This window comes from Azospirillum griseum, assembly GCF_003966125.1.
Classification (GTDB): domain Bacteria; phylum Pseudomonadota; class Alphaproteobacteria; order Azospirillales; family Azospirillaceae; genus Azospirillum; species Azospirillum griseum.
In genome coordinates this window covers 15,216-32,627 of sequence record NZ_RXMA01000018.1, presented here as the reverse complement: position 1 = coordinate 32,627, position 17,412 = coordinate 15,216, and the positions used below count along the sequence as shown (strand labels likewise).

At 64.3% G+C, this 17,412-nt stretch carries 19 protein-coding genes; 13 read left to right on the top strand and 6 right to left on the bottom strand.

Annotated features, from left to right (window positions below):
• Positions 1-52: 52 nt before the first annotated feature.
• The 4 genes from EJ903_RS17485 to EJ903_RS17470 all read left to right on the top strand — a co-directional run bounded on the left by EJ903_RS17485 (position 53) and on the right by EJ903_RS17470 (position 3,802).
• Complete coding sequence (locus EJ903_RS17485; RefSeq protein ID WP_126617818.1) at positions 53-1,090, top strand: HAD family hydrolase; 1,038 nt, start codon at positions 53-55, stop codon at positions 1,088-1,090.
• A 54-nt stretch (positions 1,091-1,144) separates the two neighbouring features.
• Positions 1,145-2,026, top strand: coding sequence for a glycine betaine ABC transporter substrate-binding protein (locus EJ903_RS17480; RefSeq protein WP_126617816.1), 882 nt, complete (start codon positions 1,145-1,147; stop codon positions 2,024-2,026).
• A 153-nt stretch (positions 2,027-2,179) separates the two neighbouring features.
• Positions 2,180-2,728: a prolyl-tRNA synthetase associated domain-containing protein gene (locus EJ903_RS17475; RefSeq protein ID WP_126617814.1), complete on the top strand. Its 549-nt coding sequence runs from the start codon at positions 2,180-2,182 to the stop codon at positions 2,726-2,728.
• Positions 2,729-2,833: 105 nt separating this feature from the next.
• Positions 2,834-3,802 (top strand): choline ABC transporter substrate-binding protein, encoded by a 969-nt coding sequence (locus tag EJ903_RS17470; protein WP_377006500.1) that lies wholly within the window; start codon positions 2,834-2,836, stop codon positions 3,800-3,802.
• Positions 3,803-3,916: 114 nt separating this feature from the next.
• Here EJ903_RS17470 and EJ903_RS17465 read toward each other — a convergent pair whose 3' ends face one another.
• Complete coding sequence (locus EJ903_RS17465; RefSeq protein WP_126617810.1) at positions 3,917-4,573, bottom strand: DUF1826 domain-containing protein; 657 nt, start codon at positions 4,571-4,573, stop codon at positions 3,917-3,919.
• A 169-nt stretch (positions 4,574-4,742) separates the two neighbouring features.
• Between EJ903_RS17465 and EJ903_RS17460 the strand changes: the two genes are divergently transcribed.
• The 4 genes from EJ903_RS17460 to qhpR all read left to right on the top strand — a co-directional run bounded on the left by EJ903_RS17460 (position 4,743) and on the right by qhpR (position 9,731).
• Entirely contained in the window at positions 4,743-6,137 is a 1,395-nt protein-coding gene (locus tag EJ903_RS17460; RefSeq protein ID WP_126617809.1) for an ethanolamine ammonia-lyase subunit EutB, read from the top strand.
• Positions 6,134-6,988: an ethanolamine ammonia-lyase subunit EutC gene (eutC, locus tag EJ903_RS17455; RefSeq protein ID WP_126617807.1), complete on the top strand. Its 855-nt coding sequence runs from the start codon at positions 6,134-6,136 to the stop codon at positions 6,986-6,988. The genes EJ903_RS17460 and eutC overlap by 4 nt, the downstream gene beginning before the upstream one ends.
• A gap of 36 nt (positions 6,989-7,024) precedes the next feature.
• Entirely contained in the window at positions 7,025-8,425 is a 1,401-nt protein-coding gene (eat, locus tag EJ903_RS17450) for an ethanolamine permease (protein WP_126617805.1), read from the top strand.
• Positions 8,426-8,675: 250 nt separating this feature from the next.
• Positions 8,676-9,731: an AraC-like transcriptional regulator QhpR gene (gene qhpR / locus EJ903_RS17445; RefSeq protein WP_126617803.1), complete on the top strand. Its 1,056-nt coding sequence runs from the start codon at positions 8,676-8,678 to the stop codon at positions 9,729-9,731.
• 190 nt (positions 9,732-9,921) lie between these two features.
• Here the strand turns inward: qhpR and EJ903_RS17440 are convergent, their stop codons facing one another.
• Positions 9,922-10,758, bottom strand: coding sequence for a hypothetical protein (locus tag EJ903_RS17440; protein WP_126617801.1), 837 nt, complete (start codon positions 10,756-10,758; stop codon positions 9,922-9,924).
• Positions 10,759-11,222: 464 nt separating this feature from the next.
• On the opposite strand from EJ903_RS17440, the gene EJ903_RS17435 reads away from it, so the two are divergent.
• From EJ903_RS17435 to EJ903_RS17420, 4 genes are all read left to right on the top strand, one after another.
• The gene (locus EJ903_RS17435) at positions 11,223-11,939 is read left to right on the top strand and encodes a hypothetical protein (protein ID WP_126617799.1); all 717 of its coding nucleotides are present in this window, start codon (positions 11,223-11,225) and stop codon (positions 11,937-11,939) included.
• A 144-nt stretch (positions 11,940-12,083) separates the two neighbouring features.
• Positions 12,084-12,209, top strand: a complete 126-nt coding sequence (locus EJ903_RS28035) for a hypothetical protein (protein WP_281274765.1) — start codon at positions 12,084-12,086, stop codon at positions 12,207-12,209.
• A gap of 52 nt (positions 12,210-12,261) precedes the next feature.
• A complete protein-coding gene (locus tag EJ903_RS17425; RefSeq protein ID WP_126617798.1) occupies positions 12,262-12,516 on the top strand; it encodes a type II toxin-antitoxin system CcdA family antitoxin in 255 nt (84 codons plus the stop codon).
• Positions 12,516-12,812: a CcdB family protein gene (locus EJ903_RS17420; protein ID WP_126617796.1), complete on the top strand. Its 297-nt coding sequence runs from the start codon at positions 12,516-12,518 to the stop codon at positions 12,810-12,812. The genes EJ903_RS17425 and EJ903_RS17420 overlap by 1 nt, the downstream gene beginning before the upstream one ends.
• Before the next feature lie 13 nt (positions 12,813-12,825).
• Here EJ903_RS17420 and EJ903_RS17415 read toward each other — a convergent pair whose 3' ends face one another.
• A complete protein-coding gene (locus tag EJ903_RS17415; RefSeq protein WP_126617794.1) occupies positions 12,826-14,259 on the bottom strand; it encodes an aminotransferase-like domain-containing protein in 1,434 nt (477 codons plus the stop codon).
• A gap of 159 nt (positions 14,260-14,418) precedes the next feature.
• Here EJ903_RS17415 and EJ903_RS17410 point away from each other — a divergent pair, with 159 nt between their 5' ends.
• Positions 14,419-15,129 carry a response regulator gene (locus tag EJ903_RS17410; protein WP_126617792.1) on the top strand — a complete coding sequence of 237 codons (711 nt, stop codon included), beginning with the start codon at positions 14,419-14,421 and terminating at the stop codon, positions 15,127-15,129.
• On the opposite strand, the gene EJ903_RS17405 is transcribed toward EJ903_RS17410, so the two are convergent.
• The 3 genes from EJ903_RS17405 to EJ903_RS17395 are packed head-to-tail and all read right to left on the bottom strand — an operon-like array spanning position 15,111 to position 17,369.
• A complete protein-coding gene (locus EJ903_RS17405) occupies positions 15,111-15,662 on the bottom strand; it encodes a GNAT family N-acetyltransferase (RefSeq protein ID WP_126617790.1) in 552 nt (183 codons plus the stop codon). The two genes, EJ903_RS17410 and EJ903_RS17405, sit on opposite strands and share 19 nt — an antisense overlap.
• A gap of 4 nt (positions 15,663-15,666) precedes the next feature.
• Complete coding sequence (locus EJ903_RS17400; protein WP_126617788.1) at positions 15,667-16,536, bottom strand: MlaA family lipoprotein; 870 nt, start codon at positions 16,534-16,536, stop codon at positions 15,667-15,669.
• Positions 16,533-17,369, bottom strand: coding sequence for an MICOS complex subunit MIC60 (locus EJ903_RS17395; RefSeq protein ID WP_126617786.1), 837 nt, complete (start codon positions 17,367-17,369; stop codon positions 16,533-16,535). Before EJ903_RS17395 ends, EJ903_RS17400 begins: the two co-directional genes overlap by 4 nt.
• Positions 17,370-17,412: the final 43 nt, after the last annotated feature.

Below are 17,412 nucleotides of genomic sequence, written 5' to 3'. Positions count from 1 at the left end.
GATGAACCGGGTCACAGCGTATCTGGGCAGAATCGTTCTGGGCGCGTGTCTGATGACGGGAGGCGTTGCGAGCGGGGGCATCGGCGCGGCCAAGGCGGCGGACGAGTTGGCCCATTGGCCCGCCCCGGCGGCGGCGGCGTTGAAAACACTGGTGACGGCCAACGCGAACAAGGGCGCTTACGCCGTGTTCGACATGGACAACACCCTCTACCGCTACGATTTGGAAGAGTCGCTGCTGCCCTTCCTGGAAATGAAGGGGGTGTTGACGCGGGACAAAATCGACCCGTCGCTGAAGTTGATTCCCTTCAAGGACCTGAACGGTCACAAGGAAAGCCTGAACAGCTATTACTACCGGCTGTGCGAGATCGACGATCAGGTGTGTTACCCCTGGGTCGCCCAGGTGTTCGCCGGCTTCACCCTGCGCGAGCTGAAGGGTTACGTCGATGAGCTGATGGCCTATGGCAAGCCGATCCCGTCGGATTATTACGAGGGCGACAGCGTCAAGGCGATCGAGATCAACGCGCCCAAACCCTACACCGGCCAACTGGAGCTGGTGAACCTGATGCACAAGAACGGCATCGAGGTCTATGTCATGACCGCCGCCAGCGAAGAACTGGTGCGCATGGTCGCCGCCGATCCCAAATACGGCTACAACATCAAGCCGGAAAACATCATCGGCGTGACGATGCTGTTGAAGGACCGCAAGACCGGCGCGCTGACCACCGCCCGGAAGCTGATCGAACAAAAGAAATACGATTGGAACCAGACCATGGATATGGAGCTGGGCACCTATCTGTGGGCACCGTTGACGTGGTTTTCCGGCAAATACGCCGCGATCCTCACCTACATCGACCCATGGAAAAAGCCGATCCTGGTGGCGGGGGACACGCCGACCAGCGACGGCTACATGCTGCTGCACGGCACGGACGTCGAGCATGGCGGCGTGCGGCTGTGGGTGGACCGCAAGGACAAGTACCGCAAGCAAATCCAATCCATGTGGGAAGACGCCGCTGCCCGTCAGAAGGCGTTGGGTCAGCCGGTGACGGCGGATCAAAACTGGGTGGTCGTGAAGGCACAGGAGATTCAGTGACGCTGTTGTTTCGATGAACAAACCCCAAAAATCGAACAGGAAGGCGCAACACGCATGTTGAAGACGATCACCAACACGTTGGCCACGCTGGCCACCGTCGCCACTCTGACCCTGACCGCCACCGGCGCGCTCGCCGCGTCCGACAAGAAGGTCAACATCGGCTGGACCGCCTGGTCGGACGCCGAGGCTGTGACCAAGCTGGCCAAGAAGCTGATCGAAGAACGGCTGGACACCAAGGTCGAACTGACCATGGCCGACATCGGCGTGCAGTATCAGGGCCTTGCCGCCGGGAAGATGGACGCGATGCTGATGTCCTGGCAGCCGCTGACCCACAAACCCTATCTGGACAAGGTGGGCAAGGACATCGTCGATCTCGGCCCGCTCTACACCCGCGCCCGCCTGGGGTGGGCGGTCCCGGACTACATCCCGGCCAGCGAACTGTCCACGCTTGAGGATTTGAAGAAGCCGGAGGTGCAGAAGAAGCTCAGCGACCGCATCCAGGGGATCGATCCGGGGTCGGGGCTGATGCAGGCGTCGGAAAAGGCGCTGAAGACCTATGGGCTGGACAAGTATCAACTGGTGTCGGCCAGCGACTCCGGGATGCTGGCGGCGCTGGATCGCGCGATGAAGCGCAACGAATGGATCGTGGTGACGACTTGGTCTCCGCACTGGATGTTCGCCAGCATGAAGCTGCGTTATCTGGACGATCCCAAGGGCGCGCTGGGCGGGCTGGAAAGCGTCAACGCGCTGGTGCGCAAGGGATTCTACCAGGACAATCCGGCGGTGTTCGAATTCCTGAACCGCATGGTGATTCCGATTGGTGATCTGGAAGCGATCATGCAGGACGCCAAGCAGACCAGCTACGAACAGGCGGTGGACAATTACATCAAGGCCAACAAGACCCGCGTCGATTATTGGGTGACGGGCAAGCTCTGATCGGCTGGAGCAGTGGTCTTGCGGTGGCGGGCCGGGACGGCGGATTCGTTCAAGCGCTATGCCCAAACGGTTCAAGCGGACCGGTCCGCCGCCGTGAGACGCTTTGTGATTGTTGATGGACCAAACGGGCATGAACCAAGCGGGCGTGACACGATGACGAGCGACGGGCTGCCGGACGACACCACCCCCCATCTGACCAGCGAGGCGCTGTTGCAGCGGCTGGCCGATCTGGGACTCGCGGCGGAAACCATCCATCACCCGCCGGTCCACACGGTGGAGGAGGCGATGCCCTTCTGGGCGACGCTCGACGCGCTCCACACCAAGAATTTGCTGCTGAAGGACGCCAAGGATCAATTGTGGCTGATCGCCGCGCCGACCGACCGGGTGATCGACCTGAAAAGCCTGCCCGCGCGCATCGGATCGAAACGCGTGTCCTTCGCCAAGGAAGAGCTGCTGTTTGCCACGCTGGGGGTGCGGCAGGGGGCGGTCAGCCCCTTTGCCCTGGTGAACGACCGCGCCAAGCGGGTGCGGTTGGTGCTGGACGCCGCCCTGATGGCGGCCCCGCGCGTGGCCTTTCACCCGCTGGCCAACACGGCCACCACCGCCGTGACAACGGATGGTCTGCGCGCCTTTCTGGGCAGCCTGGGGGTGGAGCCGCACATCGTGGCGCTGGACGCCGCCCTGGTGGAGACCGCATCCTGATCAACGCATAAAGATCACTCGCCGACCAAACACCACACAGACGTCGGCCCCACGCCGCAGCGTCTGACAATAACCGGACAGAGGAGCAACAGGGGCATGACGACGATGACGGCAAAAGCGACGGGTTGCGCGTTGGGGGTTCTGGCGGCGGCCTGTGTGACGATCGGAACGATGGGGGCCGCGCTGGCCGCCGATCCGGCCTCGTGCAAGGCGGTGCGCTTCGGTGATGTGGGCTGGACCGACATCGCCGCCACCACCGCGCTGGCCTCCGTCACCCTGGAAGGGCTTGGGTACAAGGCGACGACGAACATCTCCTCGGTTCCCGTCGTCTATCTGGGTCTGAAGACCAAGTCGCTTGACGTCTTCCTCGGCAACTGGATGCCGACGATGGAAAGCTTCATCAAGCCGGTGCTGGACGACGGCTCGGTCGAGGTGACGCGGGTCAATCTGGAAGGGGCGAAATACACGCTGGCCGTGCCGAAATACGCCGCCGACGCCGGGCTGAAGAGCTTCAAGGATCTGGCGAAGTTCAAGGACAAGCTGGACGGCAAGATCTATGGCATCGAGGCCGGGAACGACGGCAACCTCATCATCGACAAGATGCTGAAGGCCGACGCCTTCGGTCTGAAGGACTTCAAGATGGTGGAGTCCAGCGAGGCCGGGATGCTGGGCGAGGTCAAGCGCGCCATCCGGGCGAAAAAGTTCATCGCCTTCCTGGGCTGGGCACCCCACCCGATGAACAAATCCTTTGAGATCACCTATCTGGCCGACGGCGACGATTGGTTCGGCCCGGATTTCGGCGGGGCGACGGTCAGCACCAACGTGCGCAAGGGCTACGCCACCGAATGCCCGAACGTCGGGAAATTCCTGTCCAATCTGGTCTTCACCGTGGACATGGAAAACGCGGTCATGGACGGCATCATGAACGCCAACAAGAAGCCCGAAGCCGCCGCCACCGAATGGCTGAAGAAGAACCCGGCCACCCTGAAAGCCTGGTTGCAGGGCGTCACCACCATCGACGGCAAGGATGGCTTGGCCGCCGTGCAAGCCAAGCTGGGCATCGGCAAGTCGTAACCCTTTTTGCACGGATCCAACACGCTGCGGCCCGCCTCCCCTTGGGGGCGGGCCGTTGTGTTTGGAGAGGCCATCAGCCCTACCGAGCGGGTCGCCCAACGGCTGCGAGGCGTGTCAATGCGCCTCATGGTCCAGGCACAGGACCAGACGGCCCACACCCGGACGAGCGGGTGGGGAGCGGTGGACGAGGCCGCGCCCCCGGTTGCCAGGCCAGGATTCACCCTTCAGCACGCCGACATCCCCGGCGTTCATCCGCCGCAGCCGCCGGGCGTCGGGCAGGACGGCGGCGTTGTTGCCGGTGCCCAAGCCGTCGCGCCGCACCGCGTCGTCGGGGACCCATTGGGTTCCCGGACCACGATAGGTGCAGAGCAGCCGGACGCCGACGTAATCGACGTGCAGAAACTTGCAGCCGTTGCCGGTCACGCGCTCCAGACGCAGCGACACCGACGGGCAGCCGACCAGATCGGCGTAGATGCGGACCAGCGCGGCGATGTCGGGCACCAGCGGCCCGGCGGCGGCGGCGCCGGTGTGCACACGGTCGGGCGTGGTGGTCAGGCGCAGGTTGCTCCACCCCTCCCCCGGCCAGTCCGTGAGCGTGTCGGCCAGATCGGCGGGCAGGCCGCGCCGCCACAGCGCCATCGTCACCCCCGGTTCCCGGATCGCCGCCAGCCCCTCGGCACGCTCGCACAGGGCGAGGTAGGGGCGGGACGTGGCGTGGCGTTGATGGGTGAACGCCGGTCCATCGGCTGGGGCGGCGGCGGGCGTGGCCATGGGGGGAGCCTCGGTTGGATGGTGATGGATATGTAATGATATAACGTAACTTGAAACGCAAGAGGCCGTCTTTTTCCCGGCGGGTCGACACTTTGTGTTCCAATGTCAACCGGCCCCGCCGCACCCCGTGCCATGCTGTTGTCAGGATGCGACAGGGAGGACGCCGGAGATGGCGGTTTACTGGCGGGATTTGGGGCGGCAGCGCCATCGCTTCGACGATCTGAAAACGGTGATGGCTTGCGCCTCGCCGCGCCGGTCGGGGGACGAGTTGGCGGGCATCGCCGCCGACAGCGACGAACGGCGGGTGGCCGCCCGCATGGTGCTGGCCGATCTGCCGCTGAAAGCCTTCCTCACCGAAACCCTGATTCCCTATGAAACCGACGAGGTGACGCGGCTGATCGTGGACAGTCACGACGCCAACGCCTTCCGCCCGGTGGCGCACATGACCGTCGGCCAGTTCCGCGACTGGTTGCTGTCCTATGAGGCCGACACCGTTGCGCTGACCGCGCTCGCCCCCGGCCTGACGCCGGAGATGGTGGCGGCGGTGTCCAAGCTGATGCGGAACATTGATCTGGTGGCGGTGGCGGCCAAATGCTGCGTCGTCACCAGGTTCCGCACCACGGTGGGGCTGCCGGGCCGCCTGTCCAGCCGCCTGCAACCCAACCACCCGACCGATGACCCCGCCGGGATCGCCGCCTCCACCCTGGACGGGCTGCTGTATGGGGTGGGCGACGCGGTGATCGGCATCAACCCGGCCACCGACAACGTCCCCGCCTGCATCACGTTGCTGGAGATGCTGGACGCGGTGCGCACGCGCTTTGACATTCCGGTGCAATCCTGCGTGCTCGCCCACGTCACCACCTCGATCCAGGCGATTGAGCGCGGCGCGCCGCTGGATCTGGTGTTCCAATCCATCGCCGGGACGGAAAAGGCCAACCGGGGCTTTGGGGTCAGCCTGTCGCTGCTGGCCGAGGCGCAGGAGGCGGCGAAGTCACTGAAGCGCGGGACCATCGGCGACAACGTGATGTATTTCGAAACCGGGCAGGGGGCCGCCCTGTCGGCGGACGCGCATTTCGGCGTCGATCAGCAGACGGTGGAAACCCGCGCCTACGCCGTCGCTCGCGCCTTCGACCCGTTCCTGGTCAACACCGTCGTCGGTTTCATCGGGCCGGAATATCTCTACGACGCCAAGCAGATCACGCGGGCCGGGCTGGAGGATCATTTCTGCGCCAAGCTGATGGGCGTGCCGATGGGCTGCGACGTCTGTTACACCAACCACGCCGAAGCCGATCAGGACGACATGGATGTTCTGATGACCATGCTGGCGACGGCGGGCGTCAACTTCATCATCGCCGTGCCGGGGGCCGACGATGTGATGCTGAACTACCAAAGCCTTTCCTATCACGACGTGCTCGGCCTGCGGCACCTGCTGAAACGCCCGCCCGCGCCGGAGTTCGAAGCGTGGCTGGACAAGGCCGGATGGCTGGATCCGCAACGGCGCTTGCCGCCCTGGCCCGATCAAAGCCCGGTCGTCCAGGCCCTGTTGGGGAGTGCGGCGGCATGAACGACCACACCCCGATCAACAACGGTGCGATCAACAAAGACCAGTCCAACGACACCCAGGGCAACGATACCAAAAGCAACGATCCATGGGCGCGCTTCCGCAGCAGCACCCGCGCCCGCATCGGGCTGGGCCGCGCGGGCGATGGGCTGCCGACCACGGCGTTGCTGGACTTCCAACTGGCCCACGCCCGCGCCCGTGACGCGGTGCACAGCGCGGTCGATTTCGATCGGCTGGCGACCGATCTGTCGCCGCTGCCAACCCTGCGCGTGCACAGCGCCGCGCCCGACCGTCCGACCTATCTGCGCCGCCCCGACCTGGGCCGCAAGCTGGACGCGGCCAGCGCGCAACGGCTGTCCGCTGATCCGGTGGCCGGGGGCTGGGACATCCTGTTCGTCATCGCCGATGGCCTGTCGGCGGCGGCGGTGCAGGTGAACGCCGCGCCGCTGATCCACGCCTGCCATGACCGGTTGTCGGGCTGGCGCATCGGCCCGGTGGTGCTGGCCGAACAGGCGCGCGTCGCGCTGGGCGACGATGTGGCCACCCGGCTGGGCGCGCGGCTGGTGGCGCTGCTGGTCGGGGAACGCCCCGGCCTGTCGGCGGCGGAATCGCTGGGGGTCTATCTGACCTGGGACGCCAAGCCGGGGCGCGCCGATTCCGAACGCAACTGCATTTCCAACATTCACGCCGACGGCCTGTCCATCGGGGCGGCGGCGGACAAGCTGTGCTGGCTCGCCACCGAGGCGGCGCGGCTGAAATTGACGGGGGTCGGCCTGAAGGAAGACGCCCCGTCCTTGCCGGGTCCGGGCAACGACGACAAGAACACGCAACCGGGCCTGATCGAAAACGCATGAGCAACCGCCTTTTGAACAGGGGCAGGAGGGTCTTTCATGTCTGGGAACACGCAGCCTGAATTGAGCAAAAGCCTGACCGGGCTTCATCTGTGGGGGATCGCGGTCGGTCTGGTGATCTCGGGTGAGTATTTCGGCTGGAGTTACGGTTGGGCGGCGGCGGGGACCTTGGGTTTCCTCGTCACCACCATCCTGATCGCGGCGATGTACACCACCTTCATTTTCAGCTTCACCGAGCTGACGACCGCCATTCCCCACGCCGGGGGGCCGTTCGCCTACAGCTACCGCGCCTTTGGGCCGACCGGCGGTTTCATCGCCGGTTTCGCCACGCTGATCGAGTTCGTGTTCGCCCCGCCCGCCATCGCGCTGGCCATCGGGGCCTATCTGAACGTGCAATATCCGGCGCTTGATCCAAAGGTGGCGGCGGTCGGGGCCTACATCATCTTCATGGGGTTGAACATCGCGGGCGTGTCCATCGCCGCGACGTTTGAACTGTTCGTCACCGTGCTGGCGATCATCGAATTGCTGGTGTTCATGGGCGTGGTGACGCCGGGCTTCTCGTGGGCCAACTTCACGGCGAACGGCTGGTCGGGGGAAAACAGCTTCTCCATCGGCAGCATCGGCGGCATCCTGGCGGCGATCCCGTTTGCCATCTGGTTCTTCCTGGCGATCGAAGGGGCGGCGATGGCGGCGGAGGAAACCAAGGATCCCAGCCGCACCGTGCCGCGCGCCTACATCTGCGGCATCCTGACCCTGGTCTTCCTGGCCTTCGGGACCATGATTTTCGCCGGTGGCGTCGGCGACTGGAAGGCGCTGTCGAACATCAACGACCCGCTGCCCCAGGCGATGAAGGCGGTGGTCGGTGAATCGAGCGGCTGGCTGCACATGCTGGTGTGGATCGGTCTGTTCGGTCTGGTCGCGTCGTTCCACGGCATCATCATGGGTTATTCGCGCCAGATCTTCGCCCTGTCGCGCGCCGGGTTCCTGCCGCCGGTGTTCGCCACCGTCCACCCGACCCGCAAGACCCCGCATTGGGCCATCCTGGCCGGAGGCGTGGTGGGCATCGCCGCCATCTTCTCCGACGAGCTGGTGCAGATCGGCGGGCAGCCGCTGACCGCCAACATCGTCACCATGTCGGTGTTCGGGGCCATCGTGATGTACATCATGAGCATGGCCGCCCTGTTCAAGCTGCGCGCCAGCGAACCCAACCTGGCCCGCCCGTTCCGCGCCCCCTTCTACCCGGTGTTTCCGGCCATCTCGCTGGCCTTGGCGGTGCTGGCGTTGGGGACGATGATTTACTTCAATTTCCTGGTGTTCGGCCTGTTCGTGGCGCTGTTCGCGCTGGGCTATCTGTTCTACCGCTTCTTCGCCGATCTGAAGCAGGACGGCGACCCGCTGTTGAACGTTGCCCTGGCCGAAGCGCGGTCGATGACCGACTGATCGGTCGGCTGGCCGGTTGACGGAGCCTGACGCCTGTTCCATCCCGCAAGCCGCCTGACACGCGGCGAGGCGTCACGCCGAAGGCCGCCGTCGTTCCCCGACGGCGGCCTTTGCCGTTGGCGCGATCCTTCGTTATAGAAACATCAGACTATCGTTCAATTGAGTGTGCGAACGATTTTTGCGACGCTGAGGCCCTCATCCGGCACGGCGTTTGCTGCGGTGCGGCAAACCGGCTGTGGAAGGCTCTGTCATGACGACTCACGGCACGAATTCTAGGCAGACCGCCACCGCGCGCCCAACGGATGGGCAGACGCGGCACAACATCCTCGCCGCCGCCGCCTCGGGCGTGGCCCCCTTCATCGCCCGGCAGGGCGGGCGGCCCGACCGTGTGTTTCACCGCGTCGGGGTGGAGGAACGCGCGCTCGACGAACCGACCCTGGCGCTCGACCTCACCGCCTATGTGGCGATGATGGAGGTCGCCGCGCAGGACACCGGCAACGACAATTTCGGCCTGCTGTTCGGCCGCCAGTTCCAACCGGAAATGCTGGGGCTGATCGGGCGCATCGCCCTGTCGGCCCCGACGCTGGGATCGTCGTTGGAGCATCTGGCCCGGCTGTTTCCCTTTCACCAGCAGGCCACCGAAACCCGCTTTGTGCGCGACCACGGTCTGTTGCGGCTGGAATACCGCATCCTCGACGGCCGCATCGTCGAGCGGCGGCAGGACGCCGAATTGACGATGGGCATGTTCGCCAACGTCGTGCGCGCCTGCCTTGGCCCGTCCTGGATGCCGGAGGAGGTCCATTTTGAACACCCCAAGCCGGAGCAGTGGCGTCAGCACGAAGCCCTGTTCGACGCGCCCGCCCATTTCGGCCAGCGCACCAACGCCCTGATCCTGCGCGACCGCGACCTGGACCGGCGGATGCCCGGCGGCGACATGGCGCGCCTGACCGCCCTGTGCGGCACGTTGGTGGGCATCGCCCACGACACCGGCGAACCGGCCTTGCTCGACCGTGTGGCGGCGGAGATCCGCGCGCGGTTGCCCGATGGCTATCCCTATGTCGAGGACATCGCCGACCGGCTGGGCGTGGCCCGCTGGACCCTGCAACGCCGCCTCGCCGACGAGGGGCTGAGCTTCTCCGATCTGGTTGAGCGGGTGCGGCGCGATCTGGCGGCGGTCTACATCCGCCAACGCCATGTCCCCATCGCCGACATCGGCGCGTTGCTGGGCTATTCGGAAGTCAGCGCCTTCAGCCGCGCGTTCCGCCGCTGGTTCGGCGTGTCACCGCTGCGGATGCGGGCGCAGTAGGGTGGGAAGGGCGATCAGGGGCGGGATCAGACTCCGGTTCCACAAATCACGTCAACATCTGACCCGTCTCATGTTGCAACCCACCGTCAACACGATGCCTCTAACCAGCATGCATAGTGGCGAAGACCGCTAGCCACCCGTGAATGCGCGTCACGAGTGGCAAGCGGAACGGGCCACCAACCCACCGGGCTTAGCGCAACCGGGAGGCTGAAAACCAGGTATCATGTTTAGCGCCGCTGATGCTGCGGGCAGAGCCGTTATCTTGTGAACAATAAAGCTCGACATAGTCCGTCGTGCCATTCATCTGCACGATATCGTTGACTTGTACGGGGTAATTACTGGTCCGCGCCGGAGCGACAAAATTCCAGGATTGCGCTGAGCCATTTTTATAAATGGAGGCTCCAATATTTACTCCACTGCCTGTGTTTACGATATTAACCTGAGCCGCTATGATGAAATAGCCGCCCACTGTTGGTTTGAAGCGGTAAGTCGTGGTGTCGAAGGCACCGCCGACGTTGAAGTCGGCGGTCGTCAAATTGACCCGCGTGGCGGTCGAATTCGGGACGCCGGTCTGGTCGACGCCGTTCAGGGTGATTCGGCAGAAAACCTCATTCGCCAGAGAGGAGGTCGTCAGGTCGGACAGCGCGCGTTCGTCGCTGATCGCCGCGTTGGTGATGAACGACAGGGTGTTCAGGAGATGAACGCGGGCCACCGGCAGTTTGCCTGCGGGAAGGGCCGGTGGCGTGACACCGCCATCCGTGCCGACGACGATGCTGGCCACCCCGGTCGCGCGGTCCACGACCACACGGTCCACCCGTTGGCTGGGTGTCGCGGTAAAAGGACCCACCGTCTGCGGGTTGACTTCGGTCAGCGTGGTGCCGTTGAGCAGATACCCGGCATCGACGATGATGGTCATGTTGGGTGTGGTCTGCGCATGCGGCGCAAAAGGCCCGACGACGCGCTGAGCGACCGCCCAGTTGGTGGTGCTCTGCGGCAGGTCCGATGGGTTGAATGTCTGAACGGGCATCGTCGACTCCAGTTGCTTTTCGCGCGATCCGAATGTTTTTAATCGGACAGCACAATTTATAAGGAGTGAATGTTTCGTCGCCAAAACAATAAAAACACTCACATGAAATTTTCTCTCTTGAAATTAACGCATACACCGCTTCTACTACCTAAAAATGATTTTTTCTGAACGGTGTGAGCGATCGCTGAAGAATCTTCCAAACCTTCGGCAGAGGTTCTTAGAGCTTAGGGCTACCAAAAATGCTCAGAACCAATGGATGACACTGTTGCTCAGCAGGGATTCGATCTGGCACTGCGAGCAGCGTCGTTTTCTTGTTATGCTTTTTGGAGTTTTGTTATAAAATATGATTTTATAATATTCACAAGAATGTTTTTGAGAAATTCTCAAAATCATTTCCTGAAGAGATTCCAGATCAAAATCTTTGCATTCATAATTTTTTGCCGTAGTCATGCTATGATTGCTTAATGGAAATTTGGCATGAGGAACATGTTCTTCCGGTTGGAAGTGACAATTTTCGCGCCATGAGTTTTCATGGGATGCATGCAAACAATCCAGACAGTCTGGGGCAGATTGGCAAATTGGTGAATAATCTGAAGCTCGACTGGTTGCAGTTTGAAGAGCTTATGATCGACTGTGTGTTTCCTTTGGTATTCGAAAAGCTCAAGACAGATATTAATGAACAGTTGCGGCGATATGATTTGGATCGGCACGATCAATTGATGCTGGAAAAGGATGATTTTGAAATCATACAAGATGAACTTGTGACAAGGCGGAATAAGCATATTTTAGCACCTCATATCGATAATCTGCGCGGTGCGCTAACAATTCTATATTATATGCCGCCAGACAGCGACCATATGCATCTTGGAACTTTATTCTATAAACAGGTTGGCTCCGGTCGTCCTCTGCTGCCAAAAGATATGCCGGTGCCTTTCTACGCTCAGTATGCGTCCTCTTTCGACATCACATGCGTAGAAGCCAAGCGGGTGCCCTTTGCCCCCAACACGCTCATCGCCTTTGTCAACAGCATCGACGCTTGGCATGGCCAACATTTGGACGAACTGTATGACCGCAGAGGGTATCAATCCTTCTTCGGGGTCCGTGAGGCTCTGCTGGACCGAATTTTCGATGCGAAATCCGTCCGCTCCCTGACCTGCGGGGGTGCGGCTGACGCAACCTGACAACCCAAACCGGGCATTGGCGCCATCACAAATTCCTGTTCGACACTCCCCTCATTTCGGCCAGCGCACCACCGTCCTGCTTCCGCGCGACAGCGATCTCGCTGCGGGAGATCCGCACGCGCTTGCTTGAAGACGGGCCTATCGATGATATCGGCGACCGGCTGGGTCTCGCGCACTGGACCCTACAGCGGTCGCTTGGCCGAAGAGGGTTTGAGCTTTTCCGATCTGGTGGAGCGGGTGCGGCGCGATCTGGAGGCGGTCGCCGCTTGACCTTGCCCATAACTATGCGCATTCTCTATGTGTATAAACATGGAGAAATGGGATGCCGGACACGCGCCTTTCCTTTGACGCCTCCGCCCCGAAGCGGGCGACCAACGTCAGCCTCAACAGCGATCTGTTGGAGCAAGCCAAAGCCCTTGGCATCAATGTGTCGCGGGCCTGCGAGCGCGGGTTGGCGGCGCAGATCGCTGAACTGCGCGAAAAGCGCTGGTTGGACGAAAACCGCGCGGCCCTTGCATCGTCGAACGCCTATGTCGAGGCGCATGGCCTTCCTTTGGCGAAGCACCGGCCCTACTGATGGCCCGTTTTGACATTCACCGTCGTCTGGATGGCCCTGGTTATCTGCTTGACCTACAGGCCAACATTTTACGGGATCTCAACACGCGCTTTGTCGCGCCGTTGCTGCCGCCGAATGAAGCGCCACAACCAGCCACTCTGCTCAACCCGGTTTTCATGATTGAAGGAGAACCGCTGGTGATGGTGACGCAATTCGCGGGCGCTGTTCATGTCTCTGAACTTGGCCCTTGCGTCGGGAACCTCCTGTCGGAAGACACCATCATCGTCGCGGCGTTGGATCGGCTGACCGGCCCCTGACCCGCCACTCCGCTCACACAATCGACAGCATCGCCGACACCGGGGCTTGCAGGGAATCGGCGATCGCGCGCAGGCCGCGCGCGGTTTCGTCGCGGGTTCCCGGCATGCACAGGCCGACGCGGACGGCGTGCGGGGCGCTGGTGCGGCCGACGGCGAAGGCGTCGGCGCCGATCACCACCACGCCGCGCCGCCGGGTTTCGGTGGCGAAATCCTCCCGTCGCCAGGGTTCGGGCAGGACCAGCCACAGATGTTGCGCCGCCGGGTGGCCATAGACGGTTTCCGGCGGCAGGATGGAGCGGGCCAGATGCTGGCGGGCCAGATCCTCGGCGCGCTGGGCAGCGACGATGCGGTCGGCGGTCCCCTCCTGAATCCAGCGGCTCGCCACCTCGGCGGTCAGGGAAGGGGCGGAGTATTGCAGGGCGCGGATCGCCGCCTCAACCCGTGGGCGCAGATCCGGCGGGGCGACGACGTAGCCGACGCGCAAGCCCGCCGACACGCTTTTCGACAGGCTGGTGACGTAAAGCGTGATGTCGGGCGCGATGGTCTGGATCGGGCGGGCGTCCGGGACCATGAAGCCGAACACGTCGTCCTCGATGATGATGACGCCGTAACGGCGGGCGATGGCGGCGATCTCCACCCGGCGGTCGGCCCCCATCACCACCCCGGTCGGGTTGTGGATGGTCGGAACCAGATAGAGCGCCTTCGGTCCCAGGCGGCGGCAGGCGCTGTCAAACCCCTCCGGCGTCAGGCCCTGTTCGTCGATGTCCACGGCCTCCAGGTGATAGCCCTGGTTGGCGGCCAGCGTCTTGGTGCCGATGTTGGTCAGGCGTTCCGTCACCACGATGTCGCCGGGGCGGGCGACGGCGGCCAGCGCCACCGCCATGGCGTTCTGCGCCCCGGTGGTCAACAGCACCGACTCCGCCGTGGCGTTGACCCGGTGCTGGCGCTGCAACCACGCCGCCCCGGCCTCGCGGTGGAACGGCAGCCCGGCGTGGGGGCCATAACCGAGAAAGGCGGCGGTCTGGCCGCTCGCCCCGATGGCGGTCAGCGTGTCGGCCAGGGCCTGCCCCGCCAACGCGTGGGCGGGACGGATGGTCGTCATGTTGACGGTGCCGTCGCCCGGTGGCGGGACCGGCGGCGCGCCCGGCGTGAAGTAGGACCCGGTCAACGGGGCGGCTGAAGTTGGCGACGGGAGGGCAGGGCGGGGCGCTTGCACAAAGGTTCCGCGCCCAACCTCCCCACCGATCAGGCCGCGCCGTTCGGCTTCCGCGTAGGCCCGCGTCACCGTGCCAACCGTCACCCCCAAACGAAAGGCGAGGTCGCGATGGGTCGGCAGGCGCGCACCAACCGGCAGGGTCGCGCTGGCGATGTCATCGGCCAGCGCGTCGGCGATGATGCGGTAGAGCGGGCCGTCGCGGCCGGTCAGATCGGGGGTCCAATTTGTCATGGGTACAATGATGGGCTTGTCCCCGCCCTTTGGCAAGGGGCACAGCATTGTCACCATACAGAACAGGGTGCAACACGGACAATCCGCAAGATGACGCGCGCGCGGGGAGCGGATAACCTGTCGCCCCAGCATCCAGCGTGGGGAACAGCGTGGGGAAGCATGCACACCATCGCCGTTGTTGACGACGATCCCATCACCCGCGAAACCCTGAAATCCTATCTGGAAGGCGAAGGCTACCGCGTGGCGCTGGCGCGCGACGGCGACCAGCTTTCGGCGCTGCTGGCGCGCGGGCGGGTCGATCTGCTGCTGCTCGACATCCGTTTGCCCGGCAAGGATGGGCTGATGGTGACGCGGGAGCTGCGGGCCAGTTCCAACATCGGCATCATCCTGATCACCGGGCGGTCGGACCGGATGGACCGCATCATTGGGCTGGAGCTGGGGGCCGACGATTACATCACCAAGCCGTTCGAACCCCGCGAAATCCTGGCCCGCACCCGCAGCCTGCTGCGCCGGGTGGCCCGTCCGGGTCAATCCGCTGCCGCCGCGCCCGCCAGCGGGCGGGTGAAGCGCTTCGACGGCTGGGAAGTGCATCTGGACAAACGCCGCCTGCGTGACCCGGCGGGGGAGGATGTCCGCCTGACCTCGGCGGAATTCGACTTGATGGCAGCCTTTGTCGAAAATCCGGGACGGGTGCTGTCGCGCGATGATCTGCTGGATTTGACCCTGCGCGGCGACAACGTGCCCTATGACCGGTCGATTGACCGGCTGGTGCGCCGCCTGCGCCGGGTGGTCGAACCCGATCCGGCGGATCCCACCCGGATCGTCACCGTGCACGGCATGGGCTATCTGTTTCAGGCGGTGGTGGAATAGTCCGCCCGGTCCAGCCGATACAGCACATGGCGTTTCAGCGGGTGGCCATCGGGCACGCGCGGGTGGTCGAAATCGTCGCGTGGATCGTGGCGCATGCCCAGCCGCTGCATCACCCGGCGCGACCGGCTGTTGTCGGGAACCGTCAGGGCGACGATCTGCCGCAGGCCATGATCCTCAAAGCCATGTCGCAGGGCGAGATTGGCCGCCTCCGTCGCGTAGCCCTGGCCCCAATGGGCGGACGCCAAGCGCCAACCGATTTCGACGGCGGGTGTGAAAGGGGCCTCGAACCCAACCCGCAGCAGCCCGGCAAAGCCGATGAAAGGGCAAAGCCCAGGCACTTCGATGGCCCAAAAGGTGAAGCCATGCTCGTTCCGATGCCGCTCAAACCGTTCGATCACCGCCGCGCAGGCGGCGCGGTCGGGCAGGGGCAGCAGATGGCGCATCACGGCGGGATCGGCGCTCATCGCGGCGAACGGGTCGAGATCCGACTGGCACCAGGGGCGCAGCCGCAGGCGGGAACCGGTCAACACCATGGCGTTATCCCGCCTTGGGCGGAGTCAGCGGTTCGCCGCGCAGCACGGCGCAGCGGGCGCGGCGCTGGGCGAGGTAACGGTCGCGCGTGGTGTTGTAATCGGAAAAGCCGATGGCCTTGGCCTGCGGGTCGATCTGGCGGGTGGCGACGATGTCGGTGATGATCTCCACCGACTCGGCGATGGCGATGGTTTGCAGGCTGGCCCCGGTGCCGAGCAGGCTGCCCGCCGCGTACCACAGCACGGCGTTGGTCAGCACGATGTCGGCCACGGCGTCGCGCACCGTGCGCGGCCCGACGAAGGGCAACACAACGTAACCGCCCTCGCCAACCCCGGCCTTGCACAGGCTCAGGCCCGCGTCGTTGTGGATCGGGCGGTAGCCCCAGGCGGTGGCGGTGTCGTAATAGCCCAACAAACCAACGGTGCTGTTGATGCCGAACCGTTCCACCGAGCGCCAACTGGCCCCGACATCGCCCACCGCCAACGCGGTGATGGCGGTAACGGGTTCGTTGACCAGGTTGGCGACGACGTTGCCCAAACCGCCGACGCTGCCCGCCGGGGCGGGGGTGGCCTTGGTGGCTTGTGGCCCGTACCACCAGCCGTAAAACTCATCGATCTTGCCGTAGACCGTCTTGTTCCAGGTGAACATGTAGCGGCTGTAGGCGTCGAGCACGCCGCCGCTGGGGGCGGGTTTGATCGGTGTCTTGCCGGGGGGCAGCACGGCAAACGGGGCGTCGGCTGGCGGCGTCACCGGGGATGGCGTCACGGTGGCGGCGACCGGTGGGGCCACCGCCTGTGCGGCCACCGGGCCGCACAGAAGCGTCACCGCCAGACCGGTTGCGGCGGCAACGCCCCGAAGACGGCCGCCCCGGATCATGGACGGCTCAGAGTGGCGGCGATGCGGTCGCCCAACTTCACAATCGCCGCGTCGGCGGCGATGCGGGCGCGCACCTCATTGACCCAGGGTTCGACCAGGGCAGCGGCGTCGCCGCTCATCGAGGCCAATTCGTTCACCGCAGCGGCCAGATCGTTGTTCGCCAGCTTCTCCTTGACCCGGTCGGCGAGCACGGAGGCGCGCTCCACCGGCGGGAAGACGCCCGCCGGTTCCACCCCCGGCGTCGGGCGACCCAACAACGAGTTCATCCAGGCGATGGGGATCACCTTGTAATCGCGGCGGGTCAGCTCATCGGCCAACTCGTTGAATTCGGTGCGGAGTTGCGACCCGACGAGGATGCCGGAGGGGGCCAGCTTGTCCAACGGCTCCAGTGCCGCCGCCAGCGGGCCAAGGTCGCGGTTGGCGGCGCGGACCAACGCCAGTTCGACGTCAAAGGGGCCGGGGCGGCGCAAGGCCGCTTGCAGTTGGACCAGCGCCAGAAGACCGACCCGCGACTCGGCGGCGGTCTGTCCGGCGCGGGCGCTGGCGGTGTCCTGCTGGGCCTTGGCCAGATTGGCGTTGACGTCGGCCAGCTTGCGTTCCAGATCAGCGACCGACTGGTTGAGACGACCGATGTCCACATCCTGCCGCGCGTCCGCCGCCGCACCGGGCGTGCGCAGATGCAGCAGCTTGAACAGCGGCGGCGACCAGAAGGCGGAGGTCAGCGCGGCGACCAGAGCCACCGCCGCCATCGTCGTGGTCCCCCCGGCGGCGCGATAGCCGGATTTCGGGGCGGTCCCCGCCTGCGTCAAAGACGGCTGGTCGTCACCGGACATCGCTCACCTCCCTGGAATCCTTAAGCATTCTAAACACAGCCCT

What these genes read in the sequence shown, in the direction of transcription:
- EJ903_RS17485 (WP_126617818.1), top strand. Translation starts at nt 53, where the DNA reads ATGACGGGAGGCGTTGCGAGCGGGGGCATCGGCGCGGCCAAGGCGGCG.
- EJ903_RS17480 (WP_126617816.1), top strand. Translation starts at nt 1,145, where the DNA reads ATGTTGAAGACGATCACCAACACGTTGGCCACGCTGGCCACCGTCGCC.
- EJ903_RS17475 (WP_126617814.1), top strand. Translation starts at nt 2,180, where the DNA reads ATGACGAGCGACGGGCTGCCGGACGACACCACCCCCCATCTGACCAGC.
- EJ903_RS17470 (WP_377006500.1), top strand. Translation starts at nt 2,834, where the DNA reads ATGACGGCAAAAGCGACGGGTTGCGCGTTGGGGGTTCTGGCGGCGGCC.
- EJ903_RS17465 (WP_126617810.1), bottom strand. Translation starts at nt 4,573, where the DNA reads ATGGCCACGCCCGCCGCCGCCCCAGCCGATGGACCGGCGTTCACCCAT.
- EJ903_RS17460 (WP_126617809.1), top strand. Translation starts at nt 4,743, where the DNA reads ATGGCGGTTTACTGGCGGGATTTGGGGCGGCAGCGCCATCGCTTCGAC.
- eutC (WP_126617807.1), top strand. Translation starts at nt 6,134, where the DNA reads ATGAACGACCACACCCCGATCAACAACGGTGCGATCAACAAAGACCAG.
- eat (WP_126617805.1), top strand. Translation starts at nt 7,025, where the DNA reads ATGTCTGGGAACACGCAGCCTGAATTGAGCAAAAGCCTGACCGGGCTT.
- qhpR (WP_126617803.1), top strand. Translation starts at nt 8,676, where the DNA reads ATGACGACTCACGGCACGAATTCTAGGCAGACCGCCACCGCGCGCCCA.
- EJ903_RS17440 (WP_126617801.1), bottom strand. Translation starts at nt 10,758, where the DNA reads ATGCCCGTTCAGACATTCAACCCATCGGACCTGCCGCAGAGCACCACC.
- EJ903_RS17435 (WP_126617799.1), top strand. Translation starts at nt 11,223, where the DNA reads ATGGAAATTTGGCATGAGGAACATGTTCTTCCGGTTGGAAGTGACAAT.
- EJ903_RS28035 (WP_281274765.1), top strand. Translation starts at nt 12,084, where the DNA reads ATGATATCGGCGACCGGCTGGGTCTCGCGCACTGGACCCTACAGCGGT.
- EJ903_RS17425 (WP_126617798.1), top strand. Translation starts at nt 12,262, where the DNA reads ATGCCGGACACGCGCCTTTCCTTTGACGCCTCCGCCCCGAAGCGGGCG.
- EJ903_RS17420 (WP_126617796.1), top strand. Translation starts at nt 12,516, where the DNA reads ATGGCCCGTTTTGACATTCACCGTCGTCTGGATGGCCCTGGTTATCTG.
- EJ903_RS17415 (WP_126617794.1), bottom strand. Translation starts at nt 14,259, where the DNA reads ATGACAAATTGGACCCCCGATCTGACCGGCCGCGACGGCCCGCTCTAC.
- EJ903_RS17410 (WP_126617792.1), top strand. Translation starts at nt 14,419, where the DNA reads ATGCACACCATCGCCGTTGTTGACGACGATCCCATCACCCGCGAAACC.
- EJ903_RS17405 (WP_126617790.1), bottom strand. Translation starts at nt 15,662, where the DNA reads ATGGTGTTGACCGGTTCCCGCCTGCGGCTGCGCCCCTGGTGCCAGTCG.
- EJ903_RS17400 (WP_126617788.1), bottom strand. Translation starts at nt 16,536, where the DNA reads ATGATCCGGGGCGGCCGTCTTCGGGGCGTTGCCGCCGCAACCGGTCTG.
- EJ903_RS17395 (WP_126617786.1), bottom strand. Translation starts at nt 17,369, where the DNA reads ATGTCCGGTGACGACCAGCCGTCTTTGACGCAGGCGGGGACCGCCCCG.